14 protein-coding genes are annotated in these 13,911 nt (G+C 72.0%); 7 read left to right on the top strand and 7 right to left on the bottom strand.

Annotated features, from left to right (window positions below):
• Positions 1-12 precede the first annotated feature (12 nt).
• Positions 13-747 carry a DUF7019 family protein gene (locus FM051_RS26080; protein ID WP_158847764.1) on the bottom strand — a complete coding sequence of 245 codons (735 nt, stop codon included), beginning with the start codon at positions 745-747 and terminating at the stop codon, positions 13-15.
• A 251-nt stretch (positions 748-998) separates the two neighbouring features.
• Between FM051_RS26080 and FM051_RS26075 the strand changes: the two genes are divergently transcribed.
• Together FM051_RS26075 and FM051_RS26070 are read left to right on the top strand one after the other, a co-directional pair.
• Positions 999-1,193, top strand: coding sequence for a hypothetical protein (locus FM051_RS26075; protein WP_158847762.1), 195 nt, complete (start codon positions 999-1,001; stop codon positions 1,191-1,193).
• Positions 1,194-1,325: 132 nt separating this feature from the next.
• Positions 1,326-1,634 carry a DUF4342 domain-containing protein gene (locus FM051_RS26070; protein WP_158847760.1) on the top strand — a complete coding sequence of 103 codons (309 nt, stop codon included), beginning with the start codon at positions 1,326-1,328 and terminating at the stop codon, positions 1,632-1,634.
• Between the two features lie 82 nt (positions 1,635-1,716).
• Here the strand turns inward: FM051_RS26070 and FM051_RS53290 are convergent, their stop codons facing one another.
• Positions 1,717-4,338 carry a CHAT domain-containing protein gene (locus FM051_RS53290; RefSeq protein WP_158847759.1) on the bottom strand — a complete coding sequence of 874 codons (2,622 nt, stop codon included), beginning with the start codon at positions 4,336-4,338 and terminating at the stop codon, positions 1,717-1,719.
• A gap of 93 nt (positions 4,339-4,431) precedes the next feature.
• Between FM051_RS53290 and FM051_RS26060 the strand changes: the two genes are divergently transcribed.
• On the top strand, positions 4,432-5,577 hold the full coding sequence (locus FM051_RS26060; RefSeq protein WP_158847757.1) for a S8 family peptidase: 1,146 nt from the start codon (positions 4,432-4,434) through the stop codon (positions 5,575-5,577).
• Positions 5,578-5,580: 3 nt separating this feature from the next.
• Here the strand turns inward: FM051_RS26060 and FM051_RS26055 are convergent, their stop codons facing one another.
• The 3 genes from FM051_RS26055 to FM051_RS53285 form a co-directional block, all read right to left on the bottom strand.
• Positions 5,581-6,024, bottom strand: a complete 444-nt coding sequence (locus FM051_RS26055) for a hypothetical protein (protein ID WP_158847755.1) — start codon at positions 6,022-6,024, stop codon at positions 5,581-5,583.
• A complete protein-coding gene (locus FM051_RS26050) occupies positions 6,021-6,596 on the bottom strand; it encodes an RNA polymerase sigma factor (RefSeq protein WP_158847753.1) in 576 nt (191 codons plus the stop codon). Before FM051_RS26050 ends, FM051_RS26055 begins: the two co-directional genes overlap by 4 nt.
• A gap of 72 nt (positions 6,597-6,668) precedes the next feature.
• Positions 6,669-6,794, bottom strand: a complete 126-nt coding sequence (locus FM051_RS53285) for a hypothetical protein (RefSeq protein ID WP_274383719.1) — start codon at positions 6,792-6,794, stop codon at positions 6,669-6,671.
• A 150-nt stretch (positions 6,795-6,944) separates the two neighbouring features.
• Between FM051_RS53285 and FM051_RS26045 the strand changes: the two genes are divergently transcribed.
• Positions 6,945-7,622 carry a hypothetical protein gene (locus FM051_RS26045; protein WP_158847751.1) on the top strand — a complete coding sequence of 226 codons (678 nt, stop codon included), beginning with the start codon at positions 6,945-6,947 and terminating at the stop codon, positions 7,620-7,622.
• 2 nt (positions 7,623-7,624) lie between these two features.
• Here FM051_RS26045 and FM051_RS26040 read toward each other — a convergent pair whose 3' ends face one another.
• Positions 7,625-8,503 carry a hypothetical protein gene (locus tag FM051_RS26040; RefSeq protein ID WP_158847749.1) on the bottom strand — a complete coding sequence of 293 codons (879 nt, stop codon included), beginning with the start codon at positions 8,501-8,503 and terminating at the stop codon, positions 7,625-7,627.
• 207 nt (positions 8,504-8,710) lie between these two features.
• On the opposite strand from FM051_RS26040, the gene FM051_RS26035 reads away from it, so the two are divergent.
• Positions 8,711-9,736, top strand: a complete 1,026-nt coding sequence (locus tag FM051_RS26035; RefSeq protein WP_158847747.1) for a hypothetical protein — start codon at positions 8,711-8,713, stop codon at positions 9,734-9,736.
• Between the two features lie 66 nt (positions 9,737-9,802).
• Here FM051_RS26035 and FM051_RS26030 read toward each other — a convergent pair whose 3' ends face one another.
• Positions 9,803-10,384: an SMI1/KNR4 family protein gene (locus tag FM051_RS26030; protein ID WP_158847745.1), complete on the bottom strand. Its 582-nt coding sequence runs from the start codon at positions 10,382-10,384 to the stop codon at positions 9,803-9,805.
• A gap of 37 nt (positions 10,385-10,421) precedes the next feature.
• On the opposite strand from FM051_RS26030, the gene FM051_RS26025 reads away from it, so the two are divergent.
• Positions 10,422-10,568, top strand: coding sequence for a hypothetical protein (locus tag FM051_RS26025; RefSeq protein WP_158847743.1), 147 nt, complete (start codon positions 10,422-10,424; stop codon positions 10,566-10,568).
• A gap of 199 nt (positions 10,569-10,767) precedes the next feature.
• Entirely contained in the window at positions 10,768-13,875 is a 3,108-nt protein-coding gene (locus FM051_RS26020; protein ID WP_158847741.1) for an amidohydrolase family protein, read from the top strand.
• Positions 13,876-13,911: the final 36 nt, after the last annotated feature.

The following is a 13,911-nucleotide window of genomic DNA, read 5'->3' as shown; positions in this document are numbered from 1 at the left end:
CCCGACAGCTGATCAGTCGAGCAGGGCGACGAACAGGGGAGTCGCCAGCGTCGCCGGGCGGCTCTTGTGCTTGGCGGTGCGCAGGCGCTTGGCCAGGAACTCGCACTCGCCGAGCCGGACCGGGGGCGAGACGCGGAAGCCCAGCGTCCGGGGCGGCTCGGCGGGTCGTCCGTCGTTCGCCCTGATCCACTCCGCCAGCCCGGCGATCACGCGCCCGTGACCGGCATCGTCGGATGAGGCCGGTATCTCCAGGTCGTCGGCGAGGGCGGCGAGCGTGGCCGACATGGAGACCGGCGAGGAGTGGGACCGCAACTGGGGCGGCAGCGGCATGTCCGGGTAGGCGCGGCTCGACGACGAGTTCCGCGACGATCCGCCCATCAGCAGGTCCGTGCCCTCGCCTGCGGACGGGGTGAACAGCACGGGGCCGGGATCATCCGACTCGTCGGTCAGCGTCAGCGTGGTCGCGAGCAGGTCCGCGCGGCCGTAGATCCAGACGTCGGGCTCGTCGGGGGTGCCCACCGGCTCGTGGGCGTAGATCCACTCCTCGACGGCGGTGAGCTTGTCGTGGACCGTCAAGGGCCTGATGCCGTCGGTCTTGCGGGTCGCCTTGAACACCGTCAAGTCGATGCCGACCTCACCACCCGTCGCGCGCGACGTCCGGTCGATCTGCGGGTAAAGCATCTCGACCTTCGTGGTCGACAGGTACTCGTAGTACCGCATCGTCATCCCCGTGCCGTGATCGAACACCGGCGGCGACTGTATCCGACTGCATCCGACTTGTCAGAGCGCCCTGTGACGCTAGCGATCGCGCGCGCCGACCTGCGGCCCGGCGACCTGCTCAACGACCGGGTGAACGACGACGGCGGGCGCTGCCCGTACCACGCGATCCTGTTCGGCGGCCGGGAGAACGCGGCCAAGACGACCAGCGGCGGCGAACTGCTCTCGTACGAGATCCGCGGTGCCGGCGACTGGACGCGGTACGAGCTGCGGTCGAGCACGTGGCAGGTCTTCCGCCACTCGTGTCGGCCGGGGGTGGAGTCTACTTCGGACACACGCCCGAGGGCGGGTTCCTGCGTTACACCGACGCCAACCCCTACGACGGCAGCGGCGCGGACCTGCGCGGCCCGGACACCGTGGACGCGCAGGGCTGGACCCAGGTCCTGCTGTCCGCCCGACCCGGCACGGTCGGCTGACCGCACCCCCGGCCGCGGATCCCACCCCGCGGCCGGGGCGTTCGTCGCTACTGTGGGTCGCGTGCCGTGGAACCGGCGACCGGATCCGAACGGCCGGCGCGCGGGAGGATGGGCGGCGAAGGGGGAGTTGACATGACGGAGCAGGACGGGCGTCAGGTGCCGGGCGTCGAGGCGTTGACGGACAAGATCAAGCAGCTGGTGCACGAGGGAAACACGCGGCGGGTGGTCGTGCGCAACGGCAAGGGCGAGCCGGTGCTGGACATCCCGGTGACGGCCGGCGTGGTAGCCGCCGTCGCCGCGCCGATGGTGACGGCCGTGGCGGCGTTCGCCGCGCTCGCGGGGCCGTGGTCGCTGAACGTGGAGCGCCCCGACGACACCCCGCCGACCGACGACAAGCCGCAGGACACCCCGCCGGCCGACACCGCGCCAACGGAAGGCTGACGAGGACGAGGACAGGCAGCCCCGCCCGCACGATCGCCTTGGGGGCTGTTCGTTCACCAGCAGCGCAGCGGGCAGTGCCCGGTCAACCCGCGCCGTAGCAGACGAAACCGATGGTGGCGACGCGGTTGGCGGGCGGGCCTTGGCCGGACAGGGCGCGTTGGGCTTCGGCCAGTGCCCGGGACGGGCTCAGGCCGTCGTCCAGCAGGCGGTGGAAGCGGAGCATCAGGGGGCGGCTCGCGCGGTCCGGTACCGGGACGGCGGTGGCGATCAGGGTTGTCGTGCCCAGCGCCAGCAGCACCGAGGCCAGGCCCAGCACCTCGTCTCCCGGGTGCACGGCCGATCGGCCCGAGTCGCACGCGGACAGCACGATCCGGCGCGGCGGTCTGGCGAGGCGTTCCAGGTCGTAGGCGGTCAGCGGGCCGTCGGCCAGGCGCAGTTCGGAGAACAGCGGGTTGTCGGCGCGGAACCGGCCGTGGGCCGCGATGTGGCCGAGTTCCGCGCCGTCCAAGGCCGTGATCACGTCGTCCACCCGCGCGGTCCGGCCGGTGAAGCGTCGCGCCTCGGGGTAACGCCGGGCCAACGCCGCCACCTCGGCGGCCGCGTGGGGCAGGTCCGGGCCGGACACGACCACGCGCCTGCCGTCGCAGGTGGGCTCGGCGGTCGCCGCGCGGTGCCACAGGGCGGCGGAGGGTGCCACCGACACGGGACGGCCCAGGCAGCTCGGCAGGATCGGCCACGGCATCTCGTGCAACGGACCCGTCGGCACGATCACCAGCGGCCGATCGCCGATGAACGGCCGCAACGGCTCCAGCAGCTCCGCGTCGAGCCGGTGCGCGGCCCGGTCGACCAGCGCGGTGAACGACGCCGCGGAACCCAGCTCGTAGGCGAGGCGGCGCAGTCCGAACCGCAGTTCGCCCAGGCGGCGCTCGACGTCGGAGACCGCGGTGAGCTCGTGCAACCGGACCCTCCCGTCCACGACCACCACGGCGTACAGACGACCGGCCACGTCCAGGTACTCCACCAGGGCCGCCCGACCCAGCGCCGCACCGAGCGAGGCCGCGGACGGCAGCGCGTCCGCACCGGGCATGAGCACACCGGCCGCGTGCCGGGCCCGGTCGCGGACCGCCTCCTCCAACTCGGCTTGTCGGCGCAGCAGGGGAAGCGGGTCGCGGCTCGTGGCCGTCGCGAGGTCGACCACGACCTGGCGCAGCCGGGCCAGGTCCGCCGCCAGCTCGACGTCGTCCGGCGGCCGTGCCGGGGGCAGCCGCAACGCGCACGCACGCCTGCGTTCCACCCAACGCAGCACCGACTCGGCACGTCCCGACTCCACCGCGAGCCGGAGCCCCAGCCCGGTCAGCTCGTCCGCGTGCCCGGAGGCGTGGGCGCGCAGCTCGGTCGCGCCCAGACCCGCGCGGAACCGGTCGAGCACCCGGACGCCTGCCCGCAACGCGGAGTCGGCGCCGTGCCGGTCGTCGGCGTTCAGCCGCAGCAACGCCAAGGCGTGCCAGGCCCGCGCCCGCACCTCGGCGGGACCCGCGCGGCCCGCCCGCGTCGCCGCCGTCAGCTCACGCCGGGCCACCGCCTGCCGACCCAGCTCCATCGCCAGCCGCGCGACGATCAACCGCGCGTCCAACGCCGCGACGACCCAGCCGGTCGCGGTCAACGCGGCGACCGTGCGCGTGCCCGACCGGAGGGTGGCGGCGTCGCGGAGCCCGAGGTCCCAGCGGGCCCGGAGCACCAGGTACCCCGCCAGCGCCGCCCAGCCCGGCCGACCCTGCCTCGACGCCGATCGCCCGGCCCGCCGCGCCTCCCGCAACGCGGCCTTCGGGTCGCCTTCCACCAACGCGATCTTGGCCAGCAACAGCCGCGCCTGCACGAGGTCGACGGCGTTGCGCCGGCGCGCGTAGTCGGCCACCGCCGCGGTCGTCGCCTGCCGCGCCTCGGCGACCAGGCGCACCGACAGCAGCACCTCGGCCCGTTCGATCGGCAGCAGCCCCTGGTCGGTGCCCGCCGCCCGGTACCGCCGTGCCGCCTCGTCGTACGCGGACAGCGCCGCCGGGATGTCACCGCGCACCGTCGCCGCCAGACCGCGGTTCTGGTACACCATCGCCGTCCGTCCACTGTGGCCGGTCGCGGTGAAGACCTCCTCGGCCCGGCGCAGGTCCTCTTCCGCACCACGCCAGTCACCCAGCCGGGCGAGCAGGATGCTGCGGTTGTTGCGGATGGTGGCCTCGATCAGGTCGTCGCCACCCGCCCGGCGCAACGTGTCCAACGCGTCGGAGAACCCCGCGGCCGCGTCGTCGAACCGACCGGTCTCGGTGAGCACGACCGCGCGTTGCATCAGCAGGCGGGCGGCTGCCGGTCCGCGCAGCAGCGGCATCGCCCGGTCCATCTCGCGCAGCCCTTCGGAGATGCGCCCGGTCAGGGTCAGCACGTAGCCGAGCACCCCTCGCGCCTTGGCCGCGCTCGCGTCCAGGCCCGCACCGTCGGCGGTGCCGATCGCCGCCCGGAGGTGGCGTTCCGCGTCGGTCAGCCGCCCGACCGAGAGCGACGCCAGCCCGAGCGCCTGCTCGGCGACGGCGACCGGCTCGACGTCCCCGTTCGCCGACGCGCGGGCGGCCTCGGCCAGCGCGCGGGCCCGGACCGGGTCGCTGAACGCCAGGTCCGCCGCCTCGTTCGCGGTGGCGAGGGCGGGTGATTCCATTTGCGCTCCGACCTAGCGTGGTATCAGCTTGCGGTGCCCTGGCATCTGGACTGGGAACCGATCACCCACGACCCTGTTCGAGGGAGGCAGCGGATGAGCCGCTACCAGTACCGCGCCGACGAACTGCTGGTCCATGTCGACGATTGTGGCCTGATCAAATCGGAACTGGCCGGTCACGGATATCGGGCTGCCGATCGCCGGGGCCCGCTGCTCCGGTTCGTCGGGGAGCCCGCCCGGCGTGCCGTGCCGGAACTGCTGGCCGAACTGCGCGCACGCCACGGCACGGGCCTGCGCGTGAGCCCGAACCACGTGTTCGGCTGCGACCGCATCATCTGGGGTTCACTGCGTCCACGGCCGACCGGCAGATCCTTCCCGGAACCGCCCCCGATCGGCCCCGGCGAACGGGTGAAGGTGGGCGTGGTCGACACGGGGATCGTGCAGCGCAACGGCGAGCCGCACCCGTACATCAAGGGACGCGTGGTGTACGGCCCGGACGACGTCGACGCCGTCGCCAAGGACGTCGACGGGTACCCGACCGGCTCCGCCGGGCACGGCACGTTCGTCACCGGCCTGATCGTCCGGGAGGCTCCGAACGCCGTCGTGCACATGAAGGGGGTCGTCGACAAGAGCTCCGGCCAGGTCGAGGACCTGGCGGTCGCGGACGCCATCGACTCGCTGCGCGCGGAGGGCGTCGAACTGATCAACCTGTCGTTCTCGGGCAGCACCTGGGAGGACGTCCCGCCGAAGGCGATCGAGAACGCCCTGCTCAGGCTGGACTCCAGCGTGGTCGTCGTCTGCGCGGCGGGCAACCGGGGCACGTCGGGCGTGCTGTACCCGGCGGGGATCCGGCTGCGGAAGGAACCGGAGAAGGGCGTGGAACCGGCACTCGTCATCGCGGTGGGTGCCGCCGTGGAGGAGCGGGCCACGCCGGAGGTCGCGGCCTTCAGCGGTCACGGGCCCTGGGTTTCGGCCTATGCCGGCGGTGTGGACGTGATCGGTCCGTACTTCGAGACCGGATACCCGGAGGGCTACAACGGCTGGGCGATCTGGAGCGGCACGTCGTTCGCCGCCGCGACCCTCACCGGGTGGATCGCCGCGCGCGTGGACGCGGGCCGGAGCGCGCGCGCCGTCGCGGACGAGCTGATCACGAACAAAGAAACCCGGCCGGCCGAGATCGCGGTCTGGGACGTCAACGGGTCGAGGGACGTGCCCTACATCCAGGGTCTCGGGATCGGCTGACCACTACAGCGACGTCCAGCGGGTCACGACCGCCGTCCCGTCGACGGCGGTCACCCGCACGCGGGTGGCGCCACGGGGCAGCCCCGTCGCGACGAACCAGCCCTCCTCGTCGATCGGCACCGCGTGGCGTTCCCCCGCCACCTCCACCACGGCCTCACCGGACGCCCCGGACACCAGTCCGCGCATGGACACCAGGCCGCCCGCGTACTCGACCTGCAACTCCACCGACACCCCGGCCGTCTCGAACGACAGCAGCCGCACGTCGTCGTCCGGCGCGCGGACCCGACCGGCGGCGAGCAGCTCCGAGTCCGCCACCAGCTCCGCCAACTCCTCGTCCACCCGCCGGGTGGACAGGGCGGCCTGCGCGCTCCGCGTGACGAGGTCCGGCACGGGGTCGACCGCGGCCGCGGCGTGCCGCAGGCGCTCCAGGATGTCGTCGTCGTTCATGACCGGTCCTCCTTCCAGTCGACGCCGAGCAACTCGTCGTCCCGCACCACTTCGCGCAACCGCCCCAGGCACCGCTGGCGCGTCGGACCGATGCTGCCGATCGGCATGTCGAGCGCGTCGGCCACCTCGGCGTACGCCGGCGGCGGTGAGGCCATCAGCACCCGCAGCAGGCGTTGGCAGCGTTCGGACAGCGCCGCCAACGCCCGCCACAACGCGGCGTCCCGCTCCTCGACCAGGAGCGACTCGTCGAGTGCGGGTCCGGGATCGGGCAGCTGCTCCAGCGGCTCGCCGTCCGGAGCGCGCCGCTGCCGGGCCGTGCGCCTGATCAGCTGGAGGGACTCCCGGCGGACCGTCGTGGCCAGCCACGATGCGAGCCGTTCCGGATCCTCGACCCGGTCGAGGTGCTCGACCAGCTTGACCCAGGTCGCCTGCACCACGTCCGCGGCGTCGTCCGTGGACAGCCGGTAGCCGCGGGCGATCGACCACACCAGGCCGTTGTACCGCTCGACCAGGGTGTTCCACGCTCCTTGGTCCCCGCGCGCGGCCGCCGCCAGCAATGCCGTGATATCCACATCGCCTCCGCTCGACCGGCCCAGATTACTGACCGGCGTCGCGGAGGGCAGCGTGATCGGTGAGGTGTCGCGTCAGTGCGCGTCGAGACTTCCGGCGGGCAGCACGACCGGGGTGGTCCGGGCGATGTCGTGTGCCGGCGGGGCCACGGCCAGGAGCGCCGCGACGGTCGACGCCTGGTAGAGCTCGTAGTCGGCCATGGTTCGGTCCTCCACAAAGGTTCGGCAACTCCAGTACTCGATGCCGGACGGCGAACGGGTGATACGTGCATCAGGCGCGAACGCCGTGGCATCACGTTCCCGACCAGCGCGTCGCCGCCGGGCGGCGCCGCTACAAGGGGAGGGGGGACCATGGTCCACAGCGGACGACGTGGGCGCCTGCGTCGCCGACTGGCCGGCTGCGCGCTCGCGGTGGGACTGCTCGTGGCCTGCGACGAGGGCGTCGAACCGGCGCCGTTCGGTCAGGCGGGGGACGCGCCGGCGCCGCGGCCCGACCGTGACGGCACGGGCGGGAAGGACGGCACGGGCGGGACGGACGGCTTCGCCTGGGTCCCGTTCGGCGCGGGCGACCCACAGGACCCGACGCCGGACTGGCCGTTCTACAACGCCCTGGCGAGCCACGACTGCGCGGCGTTGCGGGACAACCAGATCAGCGACGACCCGCTGTCGGCGGCTGCTGTCGCGGTGTGCGCCGCCGCGGTGGACGGCGAGGAAGGCCAGTGGGAACGGGCGCGGGCCGCGCTCGCGTCGGGCGGTTCTTCGGGGTTCTCGATCCAGTGCATCGAGGACTCGGTGCGGGACCTCGTGCGGCGTGCGATCGCTTGGCACGACAGCCATCCCGGTGTCCGGCCGGTGCTGCAATACCGGTCGGTCTCGGGCACCACCGAGTGCGGGCAGCCGGAGACGACGACCTCGGAGACCACCACCTCGGAGACCACGACTTCCGAGACGACGACCTCCGAGACCACCACCTCCGAGACCACGACGACCGGGCCGACAACATCCTCGTCGACAACGTCCTCGTCGTGACGTCAGCGGGAGAACTGCCAGCGAACGGCCTTGTCGTCGGCGAGCACGACAACCGTGCCCCCTCCGGGAGCCCAACCGTCGTGCAGGAGGAACAGATGACCACCGGACTGCACGAGCAGGCGCAGTCCGGTGGTCCGGTAATAGGTCTTGCCGCCGTCCTCGAACCGCTCCACCTTCACGCCGGGCGCGACGATGCCGAGCGGGTGCTCGCTGATCGCGGTGGCCCGTGGCAGCGCGGTGACCGACCCCGCGATCTGCACGGCGTAGCCGCGACCGACGACATCGGCGTAGTTCTTCAACTCCCAGAACAGGGCCAGGCTGATCACCGTGCCGATGACGAGCGCGCGCAACACCTTCTGCCACACCGCGACGACCTCGACCCGCCGCTCACCGCTCGCGGCGTCGGCGAGCCAGCGGCCGTAGACCGCGGTCGCGGTGCCCAGCGCGATGACCAGGGGAGGCAGCAGCGGAACCCAGGTGCGGTCGACGGCCGTGACGGCGAGCGCGCAGCCGACCCCGACCAGCCCCACCCCGAACGCCGTCGTGCCGACGGTCCGCAGCCTGCGGTCGCCCGCGTGCACTCTCGCGACGAGCCGGCGGTGCAGTGCCAGCCAGCCCAGCGCGAGGCCGCCGGCGGCCAGCAGCGGGATGAACAACGTGGTGACGCTGCGCAGGACGTAGTCCTGGGCGGAGTAGCCGAACAGGCTCACGTCCAGCCCCATCGACTTGGCTTGCTTGTCGCTGCGGGCCCAGCCGAAGTAGAGCATCAGCGCGGTCACCATCGTCAACGGCGGGCCGAGCGTCGTCAGCACCGACAGGACGGACTGGACCGACGACGGCTGCTCGTCGGCCGCCGCCGGGGTTTCGGGCAGGGAAGGCATGGTCGGGTCCGATCTCGGGGCGATGTCGCCTGCGAGATGCGGCCGGCGTCGCTTTTGATACGTCCCGGACCGAGCAGCCCCGCCGGCCGGCGCCGACGCGGAGTTCATTTCCCTCGAGGACCTTGCCGGCTGCGTGCGATCCGAGCTTTGCTGCGGCACTGATCGCGATGCGCCTCGCTGCTCACGTGCAAGGCTAAACTCGCTGCCGTGAAGGTTGAGCGTAGTGCTCGTGGCGTCCTGCTGGCCGGGATCCTGACCAATGCCACTGGTATTGTCATCAACTACTCGACATCGCAGGTTCCCGGATTCATCGCGGCGAACATCCGGATAGCGTGGGTCTCACTGGGTGTCCTGACGGTCGCGCTGTTCGCGGTCCAGGTCAAGCCGTGGAGTCGCGAGGTCGATCGCTACGAGCCGAGCGATTCGGTGAGGCGTCGCTATATCTGCACGCCGACCACGATCGACAACCTGCCGGTCTCCGGCGACGTCCGCATAGATCGCTTGGAGTACGGCGAGGGGCCTCAGAAAGTCGTGATCGACGACCTTCGCGCCTACGAACTGGACGAGATTTCGTCCCAGCCGACGGAGCGATCATCGATCTCCAACGGTGGTGAGCCGGTCAGACTTCCGCATCGCTTCGTGCTGACCGGTTCGAAGCGTCGGGGGAGGGCGTCGGTGGTCTACATCATCACCGATCTCGCATATGTCCAGGCGGTCCGCCCGCTGCTACTCCGTTCCACCTTCGTGGCCCGTTGCAAGTTGGACCGCGGTGGCATACTGCCCTTCGTCGACATATCCGCGTACCACAAGGGGCGCGTTGTCGTCCGGTCGGACGTCGGCGCGCACGGGATGATCGTCGCGGTCGAGTACTTCATGGGGCAGCCCGTGGCCCGGAGCAGGTACATCGCCGCGGTGCGTGCGGGAATCCGCTATCCCGACGATGTCTGGCGGTCGAAACGGACGGGATCGCCACTGTTGTCCACGCGCGACCGGGAGACCGCCAGGGTGGCGTTCCAAAGCCGTCAAGAGGGTGGCCTCGGGTCCGATGTCTTCGTCTGCGACGTGGACGGCGGCGCCATGGTCAACCTGACGCGCAAATCGCAGGACAGCTATGACGGCCTCTTCCGTGGTTCTGAAGAGGTGGCGAAGTGGGTGGACCGCAGTCATCTGCGAATCGCCTCGCACCTTGCCCCGCAGAACGGCATGAGGATCGTGGAGGACGCGGCACCGTGAGGGACCAATGAGCCTTTTCCGTCGTTGACGGCGGCTGGTCTCGATGCGGTGCAGGCAGAGGATTCCCTAGGCCCAGTGGATCGTGCCGTCGAGGACCTCCGGGCGGACACCCGCGATGTCCGTGCCGTGTTCGAGAGCGTCGGCGATCTCGGCGAGCATGGTGGCGACGTCGGGCCACTTCGGCTCCATGCTCGCACCCTCGGTCTCGTACCACTGCATGACGCAGCCCCGCTCCGGACCGGGGCGCAGGTCGACGAACAGGTGGTCGCCGCTGGTGTCGCCGGCGATGGGCACCCACATCGGCAACCAGTTCCGGCACGGGGAGCCGGCGGGTTCGGCCGACAGCTCCGCCAGTTCCGCGTCGTCCTCGCACGCCGCGATCCTCAACATCATGGTGCGGCAGTCCACGGCCTGGTCGATCGAGTACGGGGCGTACCCGGTCAGCAGGCCGGCGGCGGAGATGTCGGTCGTCCCGCACGAGCGGCGCCACCACGCGATCAGGTCGTCCGGCAGCTCGCCCACCAGCGTCGCCACGGGCGGGATCTCGGCCCTGCGCGCCGGCACGCCGAGGTGCTCGTCGGTGGTGGGCGCGTTGGTCCGCAACCAGGCCTCGATGCGGTCCCAGGTGTCATCGACGTCGTGTGGCATCGGGGCAGTGTGCCGACCGGTCGTCAGCCGGTGGTGGGTGGGGTCGACCCGTGCACCTCCGGGCACGTTCACCGCCGAACCGGCGAAGATGCAGCTCACCGCGCTGAACGCCGATCCGGTCGCCTGCGCGTCCACGGGGATTTCCCAGCCGACGCTCGTGGGTGCCCTCGCCGTGGGCGCCTGAACGCTCGTCGAGGCGCTTCGCCTTCCCGAAGATCTCAACTGGTCGGGTACCGCACGGAGTCGGTGGCGCGGCAGTTAGTCGTTTCGCGGAGACCGTTCAGAGTAGTGACTGTTGTAGTGAACGGCTCATGCCGGCGTGGGTCCGCCGTGGCAGTGTCCTTGACGAGGGTTCAGGGGCTGTTCGGGGAGGAAGCAAGAGCATGACGTCTCAGGAGGACCTTTCACGCCGCGAGGTGTTGGCGCGCACCGGTCGGATCGCCGTCGCGCTGGGCGCCACGAGTGCGGTGGCCACGGGGGTGGCACCGAGCGCGCAAGCGGACGACGACCCGGCCGTCGCGTCCGGTGGCGCAGCCGTGCTGCGCGAAGGCACCAACACCTCGGTCGCCCTGTCGCCTGACGGCCAGTGGCTCGCGATGGACCTGGTGACCGCGATCTGGGTGCTGCCGGTGAGCGGCGGCACGGCCCGCAGGCTGACCGGCGACCTCCAGGACGCCACGCTGCCGTCGTGGTCGCCGGACGGCCGGTCGATCGTGTTCCAGTCCTTCCGCGACGGGAACTTCCACCTCCACGTCGTCGACGTCGGCGGCGGTGAGCCCCGGCAGCTCACCCGCGGCCGGTTCGACCACCGGGAACCCGCGTTCTCACCGGACGGCAGGCGCATCGCGTTCACCAGCGACCGCGGCGGCTCCTACGGGGTCTGGCTCCTCGACGTCGCGTCCGGCGAGGTCACCGCGCTCACCGGACCGCCGGACGAGGCCGCGGCCCCGCGCTGGTCCCCGGACGGCGAGCGGATCGTCGTCACCGTCAACGAGAACGCCGTGGACGTCGTCACGGTCGCCACCGCCGAACGCGTCCGCGTGGCGACAGCCCCGACGGGCAGTCGCATCCACGGCGCCACCTTCGGACCGGACGGCCGCACGCCCAGCTACACCCTCGTGCGCGGTGGCCGTGCGGACCTCGTCCTCGGCGACCGGCAACTCACCACCGGCGAGGACGTCTTCGGCTTCGCCGCCACCTGGATCGGTGAGTCCGTCCTCTACACCGCCGACGGCAGGATCCGCCGCCGTGAGCCTGATGGCGCGGTGCGGGACATCCCGTTCCAGGCCTCCGTGCCGATCGCCCGCCGGGCACCGCGCCGCCCCGCACGTGACGTGGAGGGCGGCCCGGTGCGGGGCATCGCGAGCCCCGTCGTGTCGCCGGACGGGCGGCAGATCGCGTTCCGCGCCCTCAACGCCATCCACGTCGTCCCGATCACGGGCGGTAGGCCGCGCAAGCTCACCGACGGCGCGTTCTTCGACTCCGACCCCGACTTCTCGCCGGACGGTCGGTCCATCGTGTACTCCAGCGACCGGCAGGGCGTTCCCGCGCTGCGGTTGCGCGACCTGGTGACCGGCGACGACACCGCACTGGCCGCGTCCCCCGGTGCGCAGACGACACCGCGGTTCTCTCCGGACGGCAAGCAGATCGCCTACGTGGACCAGGACGGCGCGGTGTGGGTCCTCGACATCGCCGCAGGAAGCCGAAAGCAGGTCACGCCCACGCTCTTCATGCCCGGCAGGCCCACCTGGTCGGCCGACGGCGCCGTGCTCGCGCTCGCCGCGGTCAAGCCGTTCTCCCGCCGCTTCCGCGAAGGCACCAGCCAGATCCTCACCGTGCACCTGAAGACCGGCGAACTCCGCTACACCGAGCCGATGCCGTTCCGCTCGATCGCGACCCGCGGTGACGACGGGCCGGTGTGGTCACCCGACGGGCGGCACCTGGCGTTCGTCGTGGAGAGCGTCGCGTGGGTCGTCGCGGTCGACGCGGCGGGCCGGTTCCTCGGCGACCCGCGCCAGGTGACCCACGAGGTGACCGACTCCCTGGCGTGGTGCGGGTCGGACGCCCTGGTCCACCTCTGCAACGGGGTGCTGCGCCGGGTGCCCCTCGACAGCGGGCCGTCCCGCACCATCCGCCTGGACTTCTCGTGGCGCAGGCCGAAACCGCCGCAGCGCACCGTCATCCACGCCGGCGCGGTGTGGGACGGGGAGAGCGGCGACCTCCGCCACGACGTCGACATCGTCGTGGAACGCGGTCGCGTCCAGGAGATCCGGCCGCACCGCGCGGCACCGGGGGAGAAGGTGGTGGACGCGCGGGACCTCGTCGCCATGCCCGGACTGGTCGACGCCCACAACCACTGGCACCTGCGCGGCCGCCAGTGGGGCGCGCGGCAGGGCAGGCTGTGGCTCGCCTACGGCATCACGACGACCCGCTCGCCGGGCGACCCGGTGTACCAGATGCTGGAGACCAAGGAGGCGCTGGAGTCGGGCGCCCTCGTCGGGCCGCGGTTCTTCGGCACCGGCGAGGCGATCGACGGCTCGCGCGTCTACTACAACTTCATGCGGCCCACGCTGTCGCGCGCGCAGCTCGACCTGGAGCTGAAGCGGGCGCTCGAACTCGACTACGACATGGTGAAGACGTACGTGCGGCTGCCCGTGGAACTCCAGCGGGAGACCGTGCGGGCCGCGCACCGCGCCGGTGTCCCGCTGTCGTCCCACTACCTGTACCCCGCGGCGTCCGTCGGCATGGACGGCATGGAGCACGTCGGTGCCACGAACCGGCTCGGCTACTCGCACACGGTGAGCCGCACCGGCCGGGCGTACCAGGACGTGGTGGAGCTGTTCGTGCGCTCCGGCATGTCGGTGACCCCGACCCTGTTCCAGTCCCGCGCCCTCTACGCCGACGACAAGTCCCTGGTGACCGACGAACGCACCCGCGTGCTGTTCCCGCCGTGGGAGTACGAGAGGTACGTCGCCGACGCCGAGGCCGCGGGCAAGCCGGAATCGCCGTGGTCGCGCGACATCCTCGCGGGCTGGGTGGACATGGTGCTGCGGGTGCACCGCGGCGGCGGTCTGGTCATCTGCGGCACGGACGCGCCGCTGGACGCCGTGGCCACCGCGACGCACCAGAACCTGCGGGCGATGGTGGCCTTCGGCTTCACCCCGCTGGAGGCGCTGACCACGGCGACCCGCAACCCGGCGGCGTGGCTGGGGCTGTCCGGGCGGGTGGGCACCCTGCGGCCGGGCGCGTACGCCGACATCGCGCTCGTGGCGGGCAACCCGCTGGCGGACATCCGTGCCGCCGCGGCGGTGCGCCAGGTCGTGGTCGGCGGGGTCGTGCACCGCGTCGAGGACCTCCTCACCCCGTTCCGCGCGTCACAACCCGCCGCCCTCGCGCAACCGCGGGTACATGAGCACTCCGTGGCGTCCGACCCGGAGCACTGGTGGCACGAGCCGGAATGGGCCGCCCACGTGTGCTGCGGGGAGGTCTGACACCGGCCGCATTGTCGGCAGCCCCGACTTCGCCGT

It is taken from the genome of Saccharothrix deserti (assembly GCF_009769385.1).
Taxonomy (GTDB): domain Bacteria; phylum Actinomycetota; class Actinomycetes; order Mycobacteriales; family Pseudonocardiaceae; genus Actinosynnema; species Actinosynnema deserti.
The sequence above is the reverse complement of the archived record's forward strand: the minus strand, read 5'-3'. Positions and strand labels throughout refer to the sequence as shown.